The sequence below is a fragment of the Flavobacterium sp. PL02 genome (assembly GCF_035013205.1).
GTDB lineage: Bacteria > Bacteroidota > Bacteroidia > Flavobacteriales > Flavobacteriaceae > Flavobacterium.
Genome location: NZ_JAYGJP010000005.1, coordinates 94867 through 110994, shown reverse-complemented (window position 1 = coordinate 110994; position 16128 = coordinate 94867). Strand labels below are relative to the sequence as shown.

At 36.0% G+C, this 16128-nt stretch carries 8 protein-coding genes; 1 reads left to right on the top strand and 7 read right to left on the bottom strand.

Translation table 11 applies throughout. The features are described from left to right. Nucleotides 1-357 precede the first annotated feature (357 nt). A complete protein-coding gene (locus tag SHI72_RS15525; protein WP_323490588.1) occupies nt 358-1284 on the bottom strand; it encodes a hypothetical protein in 927 nt (308 codons plus the stop codon). Between the two features lie 617 nt (nt 1285-1901). Between SHI72_RS15525 and SHI72_RS15520 the strand changes: the two genes are divergently transcribed. Next, on the top strand, nt 1902-4247 hold the full coding sequence (locus tag SHI72_RS15520) for a hypothetical protein (RefSeq protein ID WP_323490587.1): 2346 nt from the start codon (nt 1902-1904) through the stop codon (nt 4245-4247). A gap of 14 nt (nt 4248-4261) precedes the next feature. Here the strand turns inward: SHI72_RS15520 and SHI72_RS15515 are convergent, their stop codons facing one another. The 6 genes from SHI72_RS15515 to avs1a form a co-directional block, all read right to left on the bottom strand. Next, on the bottom strand, nt 4262-8194 hold the full coding sequence (locus SHI72_RS15515; protein ID WP_323490586.1) for a hypothetical protein: 3933 nt from the start codon (nt 8192-8194) through the stop codon (nt 4262-4264). Between the two features lie 40 nt (nt 8195-8234). Beyond that, nucleotides 8235-8978 carry a hypothetical protein gene (locus SHI72_RS15510; RefSeq protein WP_323490585.1) on the bottom strand — a complete coding sequence of 248 codons (744 nt, stop codon included), beginning with the start codon at nt 8976-8978 and terminating at the stop codon, nt 8235-8237. Nucleotides 8979-9066: 88 nt separating this feature from the next. After that, nucleotides 9067-9306, bottom strand: a complete 240-nt coding sequence (locus SHI72_RS15505) for a hypothetical protein (protein WP_323490584.1) — start codon at nt 9304-9306, stop codon at nt 9067-9069. Next, nucleotides 9281-9550 (bottom strand): AVAST type 1 anti-phage system protein Avs1c, encoded by a 270-nt coding sequence (avs1c, locus tag SHI72_RS15500; protein WP_323490583.1) that lies wholly within the window; start codon nt 9548-9550, stop codon nt 9281-9283. Before avs1c ends, SHI72_RS15505 begins: the two co-directional genes overlap by 26 nt. Before the next feature lie 20 nt (nt 9551-9570). After that, nucleotides 9571-14826, bottom strand: coding sequence for a serine protease (locus tag SHI72_RS15495; RefSeq protein WP_323490582.1), 5256 nt, complete (start codon nt 14824-14826; stop codon nt 9571-9573). Next, on the bottom strand, nt 14826-16010 hold the full coding sequence (avs1a, locus tag SHI72_RS15490; RefSeq protein WP_323490581.1) for an AVAST type 1 anti-phage system MBL fold metallo-hydrolase Avs1a: 1185 nt from the start codon (nt 16008-16010) through the stop codon (nt 14826-14828). Before avs1a ends, SHI72_RS15495 begins: the two co-directional genes overlap by 1 nt. Nucleotides 16011-16128: the final 118 nt, after the last annotated feature.

Sequence of the window (16128 nt, the reverse complement as noted above, 5' to 3'; positions counted from 1 at the left end):
CACTTGATACCTGTTTTGACTTTTTTCGAAAGTATAAAATGAAATTTTTCGTAACGTAATGGCGCTTTGCTAAGTTGTGAGCTTTGGAAATTCGTATATTCGAAAGAGATGATTTCTAGCGAAAAAAAAGCTTCTAGCTTGCTTACAAAAAAGTTTTTCCAAACTTCCAACAAACGCTCGAAAGAGATTTTTTTGTCGAAAAAGAACCGACATATACCCCTTTTTTAAAGTTGTTCAAAACTTTATAGTGCTTTACATACGATCGGGTATAATAGGCAGTGCTATTTTAAATGTTCAGTAATTTTAATTAATTCTCTAAATGATTTTATGTTAGAAAATTTATAAAAACTTATTTGATTAATAATTTATTAACATCTGCGTATACTGTGAGGTCATAACTTCAATATTATTGATATATAAACTAGCTTTTGCAAGTATCTCATATTTTGCACTTCCATTAGTTGGCATAAGATTTAGCGCATAATACGGAATTTGAAATGTTCTAGAACTAAGATCGACAAATTTATTGGTTATAGGAAGTACACCAGTACCAGTAACAACTAATCCCGTAATATCCCTGTAAAAAGTTTCATTTGGATGAGCATATAAAGTTCTTCCGTTAGGAGTATAAAATCGAACTAAAAGTTCTGCATTATTACCTTGAGCGTTACTCATAAATCCAGGGATGGTGATAACCATTCCAGCAAAAGTGCCAGCAGGAGTTCTAACAGCAACATTATGATAAATCAAAGGTTCATTTAAGGAAATTTCTTGTTTAGATCCAGAAGGAACCGTGAATTGCATCTTTACACTTGATTTATTTAAAAAATTTGTGGCAGTATCATTAAAAAATTTTGCGTCAGCTGGACGATTATCTAATGCAGCTTCAGCTGCTAAAGCACGAATACGTTCAATCATTTGTGTTTCCATCCCATTTGTTGGCAATGAAGAAGGACTAAATAAACTCGACCAAAAGTCAGTTCCAAAATATTCTTGCAAAAGAGCAATCATTTGATTCGCTGCTTTTTGAGAAACTAATACTTTCCCAGCACCAACTTGAACAGTTGTATTTGGACCAGCATCTGTTTTTTTTCCTCCGTCACTACCTCCTTTCCCCCCGGGCTCGCCTTTTGGCCCTCTTTCAGGAACACGACCCTCTACACCAATTGGATCATGAAATTCATGACTTTGTCCACCATTATTTTCTTTGGTAGTCACATCGTGTTGCGCTGACATATATATAGGTGTTACAAAAATAAACACCAAAATCAAGAATATTTTCATAATTAATTGGTTTTTAATTACATAAATGTATGATAATAAATTTTAACACCAAAATTCTAACCAAAAAACATGCAGTTTTTCTAGGTTCAAAAAAGTAAGTATCTTAAAATAAAACCCAGTTCTGTCGCATTTAAGAAAAACTTTTTCTTTAAAGACTAAAAAAATATCAGATAAACATTAAAGGTGATTGTTGTCCTAAAACTGTAGTTTTTCAGGTTGCGTATTTCAAATTACGATTTACCCTAAGTTATAGAGATGTAGAAGAGATAATGAAAATGCAGGTTGTTTATGTTGAGTTTACTATCCAAACATGTGTTAAAATTAAAAAAGCCTATTTAATATAAGTAGGCTTTTTTATGGAGTCGATGAGGCTACAATCGAACACCATATTCCCGTTTTAACTTTTCTTGATAGCTTGAAATTATGACTTAATATGTTAAATTTATAACTTTTAAAAAAAAATCTCTTACGGAGAAGGAGCTTCCGATGCCTTTATTTCAATCCCAGTAAATACAAGGATTGCGATATATTATTTAAGCTAGGGTCACCTATAGGGTAGCTGCTATGAGAAGGAATGTTAAATTTGTATATTTAAACAATTCAAAAACGTAACTACTATGCCACAAAGCAGGAAAAGAAAGAAAGCCATAAAAAATAATCCCTCCAAAAATCCTAAGAAAAAGCAATATAAACCTTATGAGGTTGTTAAGCAAAACCTGTACAGTTTTCCCAATCCTATTAAGGAAGAGCTGACCTTTGAAGAACGCAAGGCTCATATCCTTAAAATAGCTGAAAAGGCGGGTGAAGAATTCGAAAAACAGTATGAGGAGCTTATGTTATATTTTAAGGAATATGACGCTAGGTATCTTTGTTCTTTCTGCCTGCTGTATTTTCTTGCAGGCCCAGAGGGTGTCGACCGGGAGGCGATTGATGGTAAGCTGGATTTCCATCCTTTTATGCTTGAGGTACTACAGTGCTTCGCGCTGTTACAGCCTAATGCCATATCAGCAAAACCTTTACAAAATGAGGTTCATACATTTAAAAAGTTGCTCATGGGGATTAATCAAAATCTTTCCCTAAGCTATTTGAGTTTAAATGAAAAGGCGGAAAATCTGGACGATATTTCGCGGTTTTCGTTGCGAATTGAAATGATGATGCACACCCTAGCAGTTCGTAATTGGGCTTATGAGCATCAGATGAAGGAGATTGCCTTTGACCTTGCCCATATCATTGGAGAACGTTTTGTAAGTGCTAAAGGGCATGACCCAGTAATGCTTCTAGATGTACTTTTTAGCCTAAATGACATTACCAATATCAGGCTTACCAACCACATTTTAAAAATGAAGCCAATGTTAAAGGCTAAAAATTATAATGATGTTTTCAATCTATACGAGAGTGCTTTTCCACATGTATCAATCGTTTCTCCCACAGAGCGGGAAAACATGTGGCATCATTGTGGAAAAAACCTAAAGCAACTGCAAAGTATTATGATGCAACATGCAGATATAGTTTTAAGAGAGGCATTCACCTACAGTGTAGAGGATATTCGAGCAATTAATAAAACAGAAATAAATAAAGTCTTGACGGTTGAAATCTTTGATGAGCTTTCCTATGTTTTTGGCGATTTGGAAGGCTTTGATAAGAACCATATTTTTTTGAACAATCCAGTGCACCAAAAGCCTTTTATTAAGCTCGAGGACGGTTCTTATTTTTCAGCAATTACATTCCTTTTACCTCATTTAGGAATGGATATTTTAGAAAACGTAATCAATACAGATCCAAAGCTCAAGAAACAATATGCTGCTGAAAAAGGGAAGTATCTGGAAGATAAACTTGAAAAATTGTTCAAGGATGCTTTTACAGATTGCCAGATTTTTTCAGGGAGCATGTGGCAGGATGCCGACAGCGATCGGTTATATGAGAATGATCTTCTGGTCATTATAGATGACTTTGCGCTTATTGTGGAAGCAAAGTCGGGCACGGTAAGCCCTCCTGCAAAAAGAGGGGCGCCAGATCGCTTGTTTGGAACACTTAAAGATTTGGTTGAGGCACCATCAATGCAGGCGATACGTTTTGAGAAATATCTTAAAGCTAACAAGAAAATACATAATTTCAAAACCAAGTCAGGAAAGAAAAATGTAGTTGACGCTTCAAAGATCAAATATTATGTGCCGTTGGGTGTTACTTTATCCAACTTAGGTTCCATTGGTTGCAACCTAAAAAAACTTATCGAGGCTGGGGTAATCAATAGTGGCCTAAATGAACTTGCACCCTCAATCAGTATCACTGATCTTGAGGTGATTTTTGAGTTGCTACCCATGCAGGCAGAGAAGATTCATTATTTGATGCGTAGGAGAGAATTTGAGGCACATGTGAGTTTTCAGGGAGATGAGATGGATCTTTTTAGTTTCTATCTGGGAACTGGATTCAACATCGGTCCGACAGAATATGACAATTCAATGTGGCTGAATCTTACATTAAAATCCAAAGAGCTTGATCCTTATATAATAGGTAAATCCAGAGGAGTGGATGTTTCCAAGCCGAAGCTGGAAAAATCTTCCTATTGGGAAGACATATTACATTCCCTTGAAGAGTCTAAAGGCCCAATGTGGCTGCAGTCATCTTTTATCCTTTTGAATGTGGCAAAAGAGGACCAGCAGCAATTCGAGAAGAATCTAAAAGAGCTTAAGAAGAAAATAAAGGCTGGCAGTATGTCCCTAAAACATAATTACATGCGCCTGCTTAGTGGCCCCGAACGAAGATGCTATTCTATAGTCGGCTACCCGTATACCAACATAGATATCGACGAAAGAAACAACATGTTAGAGGATATTATTAATAAAGATACCGAAAATCTGCGAGGTACGGTTATACTAGGATTCAATCTTGAATATGACCACTATCCCTATTCGTTAGTTGCAGGTAATCTTGGTACCGATCTTCAGGATGACCTTGAGCTGTAATAATCTTAAATCTTTTATAAGGAAGGCACATTGTTGGCTACCTGCTCTTGGGTAATCTCAATTATCTTGTGCAAAAAATCGTTTTCTGATTTTGTACGACCAGATTCAAGGGTATTATTTATCCATTTCGCAAATTCGCTTTTCCTATCTATTTTTGCCTCAGCCAGATAGGTAGTAATTTTCCTTTGGCTGCTGTCCCTGATGTCAAGTAGCCATGACTTGTCAAATGCCTGACGTGTGTCCAGGATTTTACCTGCTTGATTGAGTTTCCACAACTCCATTACGACTTGTGCCTTTTTTTCAGTTTTTTCATTAGTTTGCATGGGAAGAATCTTCAGCCCTGGAAAGCACGGCAGTAATTCATCGGTTGGTAAAATGGGATATATATTTTCCATTTTTAACGCCTTGTTATTTCCCGAAGTAAGGAACTGATCCATTGTGATAAAGAAGTCTTGAGAGGCACGTACCGCATTTGTTATCGTATTATTGGAAACACTGACCAATGTAAAAAAAGTTGCAGGGTATATCGCCAGAGAACTTAACGCTGCCAATATCTTTCCTACGGACTCTTCATTGCGGAAATCTATACCTTCTATAGCAATAGGTACAGTGGTTAAGGTCTCCGTTTCTATAAATTGTTTGGGAGCAGTAAGACTTGCCCCTGTAATTTGTGATGCAATACTAAGTACGGATGAGAGCTGGTGTAAACGATTGAGCTGAAAATTATAGTACCACAGCTCAATAGCCTTTTTAGCTACAGCTACTTTTGGCTGTTCTTCAATAGGGAGGTGCGCCATAGTATAAAGTACACTTTGGTAAAGTCTTGTGTATAGAATATTTTCCTGTCGGTCCCTTGAAGCAGAATCAAAATAAGCAATAGTAAGTTTTTCCATTTCGTGGAAAGCCTTCTGCATCTGTTTCAGGTTAAAAAAAGCAGCTTTTATATTAATGGAAGCTTGGTTGCGGTCATTATCCCCTTTTGGAGAAAATAGGCTATACACCTCTTTGTTGGAACTATTTAAAGAGCTAGTCCATTTTTTAATCGGCTTTTCCATATTGAGTCTATGTTTGCTATCAGACATTTTCCTGCCATAGCTCGGATAAGGTTTCTCAGGATTTATGGAGTTACCGAGTTTCTCTCTTGAAATTTCAAAAGCCTTTAGAGCTCCATCCCGTTTGGATACATTGGCTTCAAATATGGCATCGGTTACCTTTAGAAGGTTTCGCACCCATTCTATTGCTATATCGCGAATATCAAGCATATTTTTTTGCCACTGATAAGCCGAACTGACTTCATAATTTTTTTCGATGGTGTCGATCCAGATACGGTTGTAACGGCTCTCAAAGCGATCTGTTATATTTTGTGGGCTCATGCTCTTTTGTGAATCCCTTAAAGTATGTTCTACAATCTCTCTGGAAGGATAAGGTAGCATTACAGCAGTAGCTTTGTACATTTTGAAAAAGGGAAGAAAATTAAATACGATTTCAATACGGTTTACACTTAAATCATTGGCAGAGATACTTTCATTACCATCAAATATATATTCAAGCAAAATATTTTTTCCTTCCTGCTTTATTGATAAAGTATTGGTTGCTTTTCTCAGGTAGTTTATAATATCTATTTTATGTTTTTTTGTAAAGTCTTGAAATTTAGCGGGGTGGAATATCCTATGGAATTGCATGAGACCTTTTGCTTGTTCCAAGGGCATGGCGGCCAGATTTGCATGAAGAGCCTTGGTATCAAATAAATGCAAAAAGCTTATATCGAGTTTTAATTTTCCGAACCATTTGGAAAGATCGTCGAGTCCTGAGTAGGATATTGCCTGTACTGTTCTTGTAACTAGAGCTTCTTTTAACATTTCTGCAAAATAACAAACATCCGTCGTGTCAGGGTTGTACGGAGGCAGTTCTTTCAAGATTTCCACGTAGTACTCGAGATTCTTACGCATGCCTTGCGGTACAATATTAATTAGGCTTTCGAATGTATTTAAGTTCAAGCCAGGAATGGTATGCATGGTAAAGAGTACTATTCCTCCTTTTTGAAATGCCTTATCATAGATATGTTTATTCTCCAGCCAATATTTTTGAGGTTCGCCATGAGCAATACCGTCCAATGCGTTTGCAATGGCAATATAGGGACGTTCCTTAAGTATCTGTGCCATTTGACGATAAAAAGCTTGGCGGTCGGTCTGTCGAAGGAGCTGAGGTGCAGCTATAAAGAAATCTTCTGTATCGATTTCATTAAGAATAGAATAAAGGTTGATTAGGGATTCGGACAAAGGAAGGGTCTTGTGGAGTATATCACGCATATGTATGGAGCGCACTGGATGCAAGCCTTCGATAAAAGTATTTTCAAAACTCAGGAAATACTCGTCCTGCAGTTCGGAAAGTACTTCTCCACGGTCTTGAGAAAATCCAGTGGATGTGGCAATATACCCAAGTAGCTGCGATGTATTGATTTTCATATTCATAGAATCTGCTAGAGATACCATTCGGAGTATTTCTAATTTGGACGCGGCTCCAGTAAGTTGATTGAGTGTTTTTATTTGGGCATCTATTCGCTCGTGTATCATCTGGCCACGCGTTAACAGAAAGGTATATTCAATAAGGAGACCTCTTTGACCGACCTGCTCCCAGACAGGCTGCCATTGAAGGATATCTGGATGTATTTTGCCCTTATTACTAAACTGTCTGAATATTTCCCTAGCTTCTTCCGCAGATAGAGAAATATCTATATGGCGTACTGCTATCCTAGATATATCGGCTCCATAACGTATCCAGTCTTCGTGACGAGAGGTAATGATATATTTTACAGGCTGCTGCGCAGTAAGCTCCACTAGATGTGCCCAGTATTCCAGAGAAGATGATAAACCGTCTATGACCACAAGTGGATATTGCCCAATAGCAACCCGGGATTCAATAAACTCTCTAATGGAGTTGGCTTGCTCATGATTTCTTAGACTGTTTATGCGATAAACAGTATGTTGCGGACAAAGATTATAGCTCACTTGCCAGGCCAGTGTAGATTTACCCTGTCCGCTTGATGAGCGTATAATTACAACATCGTTTGATTTCAAGGTATCGTATATTTCCTTTTCCCAAAACTTCCTGCGGGCTGGTAGTCCTGAGGCAATATGATAAGGTTGCGCAGCCTTACCATCATAATAATGACTGACATTGCCTTCGCCGCTGTTCAAATAATCTACGGATTCGATCCATTTATACTTGATAGCCTCATTTATACTTGCTTTGGAAAAAGCATCATTAATATCTGTAAATAGCTGAGCCAGATCTTGATACCCTATGGTTTCTCGTTTTTGCGACCACTGAAGCACATGATAAGACAAACCGCTAATAAACTGCATTTCAGTACCCCGGTTAACATTCCAATTCTCGTAGAGCTGTCCATTTATTTCCTGAGTAAGTTCTGACACAGTATGTTTTTCAAAGGTAATTCTTCGTAAAAAATCCGCAATATCAAATTCATTTTCAAAAGCTAATTTTATTTTTTTCTGCCAATGTTCAAAAGCTCGGGCACTTAGTCTGCAGTCAAATAATTCCTGCAAAAGACCTTCAGCTATTTTAAAGTTATAAACGAGCCTGAAGGTACTCTGGAGATCGGCGAGGTAGATCGGTATAAAATTTTGAAGCACTCCCATTGCCCAGAAATCAGCCGCATTAATTTTGTTTTCAGAGGATTTTAATTGGATATAATTGTGACTGTCTAAAGTTAAGGCGGGGCGGATAAGATCTGCGTCCTCAATACCTTCTAGTCGAATTTTAGTTGTTGTGTTCGAATCGGTGAGCTGCGCTAGCAGCAAGTGGCAACTGTAAAGCATTTGATAGTTTATGCCACGAAAATTGACTGCTCCGCCAGTCCTTTTGCGTAATAATTCTTCCAAAGTGTAAGAAGTAAGAGCCGTGGAAACTTTGGAGGATTTACTCATAGTGATTTGTTAAATAGTTTATATTTTGTTTGAGAACAAATTAATCAATTAACTCTCTTTCTTTCTTCAATAGTTCATCTTTCACTAAATCATATATCAAAATATATTTTGATGTACTGACGACATAGTATCTATTTTTATCCGTCTTCTGTAAAAAAAAAGTTCCGTCCTTTAGCTTTATGTCTTTTTTTAGCGCAACAATTTTAATTTGTCTTGCATCAGCTCCTGCAGATGTAACTAGAAATAATCCAGCAAGTAAGGCAAGACCATACATAGCATATTTATTGACAAATAAATATAAAACTACAATTACAAATGCCATAACTATATATAAAACGATTTGATACCACATAAAATGTCCAATATTACCTATGACTCCAATAACTAGACATGTGAATGATATTATTCCAAATGGAAGATGGTATTTCCAAAAGCGGACAGAAATTACGCAGGCTGCAATGGCAAATACCATAATTAACATTGTAAACCAAAGTAATGTACCCTTTCTGTAGAGGATATAGTAGACATCATCAAAACTATAGCAGAATTCAAAATAATCAACGTGAAATTCTTCAAGAAGTAATCTCCAATATGTAAATGCAGAAAGTGGAAGTATTAAAGCGAAAGTCGTGATAAGTCCTGTTATTTTCATTCCGTGTTCTTCTCTCTGATTGATTTGGATGTATCTTTCTACTTTCTGATGCAGAGTGTGAAATACTGTTATAACTTTTTCGTATGTGGTACTTATTATTTTTTGCAAATTCATTTTATTGTATTTTTTCAAGACTTTATTCCATTATTTAAAATCCTCCTTGTCAATACACAGAATAACAATACCATCTTTTATTAGATTAGTAGTATACTAGCAAGTACTAACGAAAACTATCGTTATTTTCCATATTTGCTTGGAGCCTTATCATTTCATTAATTGTCAATAAGTTTATTCGGGCATTTGGTAATCTTTTTACTTTCTTCAAATGTGGCCATGTTGCACTTGAAAAATTTTGCATTGCACTTTCGTTTTCAGACCGTACTACCCTCAAAGCACGCTCTTCCATGAGATGTAGATTATGCTCAAATTCTTCTCTACTCTTCGGTGTTTTGATGCTCATTTTTTATTTTTTTAAAAATACTTAAGTCCATGTCTATCATACTTGCAATATGATTAGCTTTTAGTCGGGCCGTTTCGTTAACTGTCAAGAAATTTATCCTTTTGTTAGGTAGTTCCCTTACTTTAGACAATTCTTCCACCTGTCCCGAACCTTGCGGAAAGAAATGTTGCCCTTTTTTAATTCTATCTACAAGAATATACATATTGCGTTCAAACTCATCCCTAGTTCTGGGAATACTTTTCATCTTTTCCATTTTCATATTACTCATAATTTTAAAATTGTACTAATCTCATCAATCTGCAAATCACCTACACGTCCAATTAGTGTTTTATTAATAGCAATACGTAATAGGTATGTATAGTGCCCCATATTAATGTTCTCTTCATAAAAACTTCTTCGAATATATCTTTCTACCCGCAGCTGATCGACAATGCTAAGAGGTTCTGACAGTTCACTGATATTATCCATAAGATTTTCGCAGAAAGTACGGTTAAGTACCTCCATGCTATTTAGTTCGTCAATCAAATTTTCAATAGGTTGCAAGGAAACATCATCGAGATAAACATCAGAACCAATAATCTTCCCAACAGGAAATTCATCTGAAAAACGTTTGTATAAAGCTTCAGCATATGCATCCTGTGACCTACAAGCCGCTAATACATCTCGCCAATAAATCCGAATCATTATGTGTCCGACTTTAAAAATGTCATCCTGAAAAGATTTTTTATAGACTAAGTTATTCCAAATATAAATGGCATGAGTCTTGGAAAGATTTTTTAATAAATATGCACTCATTTCGCTAGCTCTTTCTATTTTGCCAATTAAAGAATATTCAATTAGAATAGGTATTACAAGACTTGGCTGTACGGTTCCTAACCATTGAAGTGCATTAAGAACTACCTTTTGAACCGAAGCATAAGGATGATTCAGCAGCCAAACTAAGAATTTTGTTAATTGGATATCCTCATTTTCGATTTGTCCATTTCCATCTGCAAGCCATTCATATTTTTCCTTGAAAATTCCATTAGAACGAATTAAGATTTCGATATGTTCTTTTACTATTAAAATAATTTTTTCCTTCTCATCATCAGGTAACTTATTATCTAATAATCCCAACAAGAAACTGGCTACATGCCAGTCTTCAGTTAAATGCTCAAGAATCAAATCTTTAAATAAAAGGATTAACTCTTTAGAAGAACTATGATCTTTTAGAAGATTGAACAATAGCCCCAGTTCTGAAGTTAAATACCTGCCCTGCCATATATCAGATTCATCGGCGTGTAACATCTTTAAACAATCTATCAATAGCTGCCGACCGCCTTCATCGTTTTCTATAGCAAACTCTTGTTCAGCAGCTTGAATTGCGATTGTAATTTTTGGAAAATTACTCATTTTTCCGACTCCAGGAAATGGCAGTCCATATTTGGCCATTTTTTCGTCCTCTTCTTCTGTATATTTTGGGCTTTTCTTTTCTAATTTTGGTTGTTTTTTCTCCGGAAGAATATCTGGGCTCAAGCCCGCTTCAAGCAATTTTCTCTCCAAATGTTCAAACTCTTCCCCAAAGGCTTCAGAAAGTTTATATATATAACTCGACTTTTCTCCCTCTAGACGAGGTGATAAAATAATGCTTGTAAGTCGATGTAGTATGTGCTCACAATCTTCCCTGGAGGTTGATTTCGCATCTTGATACACTTTATATTGAATTTCTGTAAACCCCTTCAGATATCTTTCAGTATCTGAACTAATCAAAAATACTTCACTTAGAGCAATTATTAGCATGGAGTTAGAGGTTGTCGTCTCCAGTAGCTCTAATATCGCACTTGGCTCAATAATTGTTCGAGCTCCTAAAACATAGCCGTCACCTTTTATAGGAGCATCGATCAAACTAGATTCAGCGTTGGCCAAAATAACAATCGGATCTGGTAATAACTGAAATTTGAAATATTCTATTGCTTTGGAAAGATATCCAGCTTTTGTAAGTGTTCCTATAAAACCATGTATTTCAGACTGAACATAACGTTGAAAGGTCATTTCACCCGAAGCGAATTCCAGACACGCTGCGAAATCAACAAAGTGTTTATGTGCATTTGGTACATTCATTTTTCTCAAAACAGAATTAATCAGAGCAAGTTGCCCCTCCTTATACCAGCTAGGCCCCATTGAGGTATCTAACATCTCCTGATATACGTACTTTGCTTTAGATTTCGAGCCTAACTTAGAATATAAATTAACAATATGGATGAGTTCAGGTGTGCGTTCCCAACGATTCTGGACTGCCACATAAACATGCTGTTCCAGTATCTCGATCAATTTAAATGCATTTTGCTTTTGCGAAGGATATTGTGCTAGCTTTTCTGCCATTTCAGCCATTGATTTGCGATAACCTTCTGTGTATTGGCCCAATTGGTTCTCACAAGCCTTAATGATATGCCCAATGAACCAACTTTGAGTTAGAGGTTTAAATTCCAAATATAAACTTATCAACCGATGGTAAAGAATAGGCATTATCTTTTCTATAAGTTGGTATGAGCGCTCGAATTTTGTCCTGTCAAGCAAAGTGAAATTTAGCTGTAATACTAAATCTCTGCTTTTTTGCTCTAAAGTGACAATTGACTCCGGAAGACCTTCAGCTTTTAGGCGATATACTTTACCTGTGATAAAACCTGCTAGTTCAAATGCAGATTTAAAAAATAACTCCCATGAATTTGCACTTCTACTTCTTAAAATAGGAAAAGCATTGAGCTGATCAATGTAACCATCGTAAGTCCTTTCATTGAACAGCTTTATAAAAGAATCAAAATCAGCATCAACACCATTAATATTCCTAAAGTTAAATTCGACCCTATTAGTTAATTGTTTATTAATAATGCCTTCAATTAAAGTTGGATTTTTACTTTCTTCTATAAGGGTTTTAATTAAAAATTCGCTATCCTGATCGCGATAACCATAGTTGGTAATTAGCTCCTCAATATCATCTGTTAAATGTAGGTAGGCACTATTGTCTTCACTGCCCTGTATCCCAATTTCCTTTAAATGATAATAGTGAATGGCGGCCTCTGCCAAATACTTTGCAGAGCTATTGTTGTAGATTTCATCTGAAATCTCTGCCATTTTTTCAATTCCAGGGTATCTATTAAAACGGTAAATAATATAACCCAAATACCATGTCGAAATATAGTCACGAAGTTCATGAATATATTGTCTGTCTTTCGCTGGTGTATCTGGATAATCCTCTAGATCTTTAAGAATTTGCATGCCGTTCATAAATTTGAGCATGACACTGTTAATTGGCTCTATATTACATCGTAGAGTAATTGCTTGAAGATTATAAACAAATCCTTGCAAATCAATTTCTTGACCTTGATGAGCTTTTTCAATCATGGCTTTGAAGCGAATATCAATCGCATCATTAATTAAAGAAGCTTCTTTACAAGCTCCTGTTTCATAAAGTTTTTGCAAAAAATAGACCGCATCATCCAGCGATACGAGAAGTAAGTTGCCTCTAAGTATATATTTCAAAGCATCCTCAGAATTCCCCATTTGAATCAAAGCGTCTGTAATTTCATAAGCATGTTTTGCTAAGACATTATTATAGCGAAATCTCAAGCGCTGTAATAGTAATTTGATACGAATCAGATCAGCAGCAGAAGCCTGATCGATGCATAGTGCTTCAACTCGAAGGATATCGTCAATAATCCGATCAGGCTCCATATGAACCAAGGCACAATCATCAGCCCACTTTTGATTACAATACGCCATAGCCGGAACAGGATTAGGAGAATGTAGTAAATGATGCAATCGGTTTTTCAAAGCATATACAGATTCGTTTGTCGAGAGATTAAAATCCGATATATATTTGTGCGCATCTTTAATATCTGCCAGGCCTTTTTGTTCAATAAAGTTTTCAAATGAATTGTGATAAATGCTCACTTTTCCACCAGTCTTAAACAAATGTCTAATGTTTGCAAACTTACGCTGGAAATGATAACGGGTTGCTTCAGGAAGCATACCTTTAAATTCATTCGTTGTCACGGATTCTCTCAACTGCGATCCAATAAGTGCCATCCAGTATTTGTCTGTATCTGACATAATTTGAGAACTCCAAAGTGATTCATAATAGTTTTTTATGTCACCACCAATGACAGGTAATGCAGTAATCCATTCATCCCTATCAGTTGGTAAATTGATTTTTAGTGTTTCAATAAGATATCGCAAATAAAGCGGATGTCCTTCAGATTTTTGTGTCAGAAATGTTTCCTGAATAAGCGTTAAACCTAAGTCTATTCTTTTATTCTCCTGTTGAATGAACCTAACAGTTTGCGATTGAGATAGCGGTGTCACATAAATCTTTTGTTCTTCAGTCAATTTACTGGCAATACTCACCGGCAGAATCTCAATTGTAGTGCATGATAATATTACAGTGAGATTTGTTGGTAATTTTTCTGGCAAAACACTCAAAAAATCACCTATGGTATTATTTCCGTTTATTAAAAGCTCGTCAAGTCCATCGACAACAATTACAGCAAACTCATTTTTAGCTGAATAATAGTCATTGAATTGCCCTAGCCAATTTGATAGGCGAGCCACCCGCTCATTCCACCCGAGCATCTCTTTAGCAATGGGTTCACCTGTTAGTGTTTTACTGATCAGGTCTTCCATCCACTGCATGAAATTCTCACGTGTAGCTTTGACATAAATTGGAATTGGATCTCCGGGAGTTCTGATAAGGTAACGACCAATCACCTTTATTTTTGGATCTTCCAGTTTGATGGTGGAAGCTATAATACTTTTTCCAGAACCTGGTGAACCATGTAACAAATAGTAGTGACCAGCTGAACTTACAGCAGATTGCAGAGTTTTAATGACTTCCTCATTTGCTACTGCGCGATCCATTTCAGCCAAAAAATCGTTCGACCAAGATGCATCGATCATATCCTCAAACTCCACATTGTTTTTAGTCAAGAATTTAATAATTTTCTTTATACTGATAGCTCCCAAACCTCTGATAGTACTCCATGTAATTATTCCAGTCACTCTACCCGACATTATCAAGGGAGAACCTGATAATCCATTGTAATCTAAACAAGTCTCTATATCAGCGGAAACTAAACTTAAATCATAAGGAAGATTTCGTATCAACGCAAGAACAGTTCCACTTATATGTTGTCCTTCAGCAAGCTTAGCAAACGGATAACCAAAAGTAACCCATTCTTCATTATAACGAATATAGTCAAGCAAGACTGGTAAACATGTCTTATTGGTTCTCTCTCCAGCAATCTCAATTATTGCAATATCTAAATTTTCATCTTCGTCAATTAACTTAGCTAAAAATTCCGTAAATCCTTCTTGATTTTTATCTGGAAATTGAATGGCTATCTCATAAGCATCTGTTAGATGATCAACTATCACATGCCGAGCCGTCAAAAGTCGTGTAGGAGAAATAAAAAAACCGGTACCCTGCTCATCACCGCATGAAATCCGACTTACATTGTCAACAAGTTGTTCAGGATGAATAAGCATTATATGGTGATTTTGCGGTTAGATAATTGATCTGAAAGGATTACTTCGTAATTATATTTTGTCTTTAAAGTCTGCTTATTGAGAACATCATATCCCGAATTTTCATAGTTAAAATAAATTTTTCGTAGGTTCTCTGTCGAACGACCAACCAACCAAGCTAATGTCGCCTTACTTGGATGGGGGCTAGATTCTCCTTTAGTTGAAACGAGGTAATTTCTTGCATCTGTTATTTCGAATAACTTAGGGCTATTGCTAGCATAAGAACCATGATGAGATAATTTGATCAGATCAAACAGAACTGGCTTTGACTCGGAGGCAAGTTTTTTTTCTAATTGTTCGTTGACAATACTCGGTATGGCATCACCTAGGAACAGCATTTTTTTATCATTAACAGTTAATATGAAAGCAAGAGAACTTCCATTTTTAGGTGTCCTGTCCAGAACACAACTTTGTTTTCGAAGTTCTTCCACATCAAAGTCTGAGGCTGAAATTTCTTGTGATGAAGTTTCATCTGGTGCTATTTTGTCATTCATCAAAACAAATTCAAAAGCATCGTCGAATATTGCCTGCTTCGTTATCTTATCTCGAAAACCGAGTTTATACAATTCCTTTCTCCAGTACTTTTCCAAACGATTTAGCGCCGCATCATCTGGGGATAAAAGTTCGAATTTAATTTTTTCGCTGACTTTCACTTCTGGGAAATGATCTATAGAAAATGCTTTACCCTCAAAATCGTTGTTCCAATTATATCCATTTTGTAATATTAAAGCAGCTAATGAACTTCCCTGTTTGGCGCTTATCTGTTTCTCCGTTTGTAATTCAATTGTTTTAAAAGAAGACTTCAATATCGATTCTGCATTACTACTTATTTTTTCGTCTGCTCTTTCAGCTTGAAGATGTTTGTAACTGTTATGCCAAATTTGATCGATTTTTATGATTTGAGGATTACTTGCATTGCCATTTTCGGCTAGAAATTTAATAGCGCCTTGAATATGGTCTTCGTCAATATGGGTCAAAATAAATCTTAGAATAGATTTACCCTGCTCATTTAATTTTTCCAATGCTGGTTTTAAATGAGAACTATAAGTTGACACATAACCACAATCAATTAAGATTAATCCTTCATCGGTATGTATTAAAAAACAGTCACCATTAATGGCAGGAAATATTTCTATTTGTATCATTCAATTAATTTTAAATTATATTTAGAAACCAAAATACAGACATTTTTTTAACGTATTAAAAAAATGAATAATTAGAAGTAAAATGGAAGGTTGAAGTTAATAAACATTACTTTGGTAA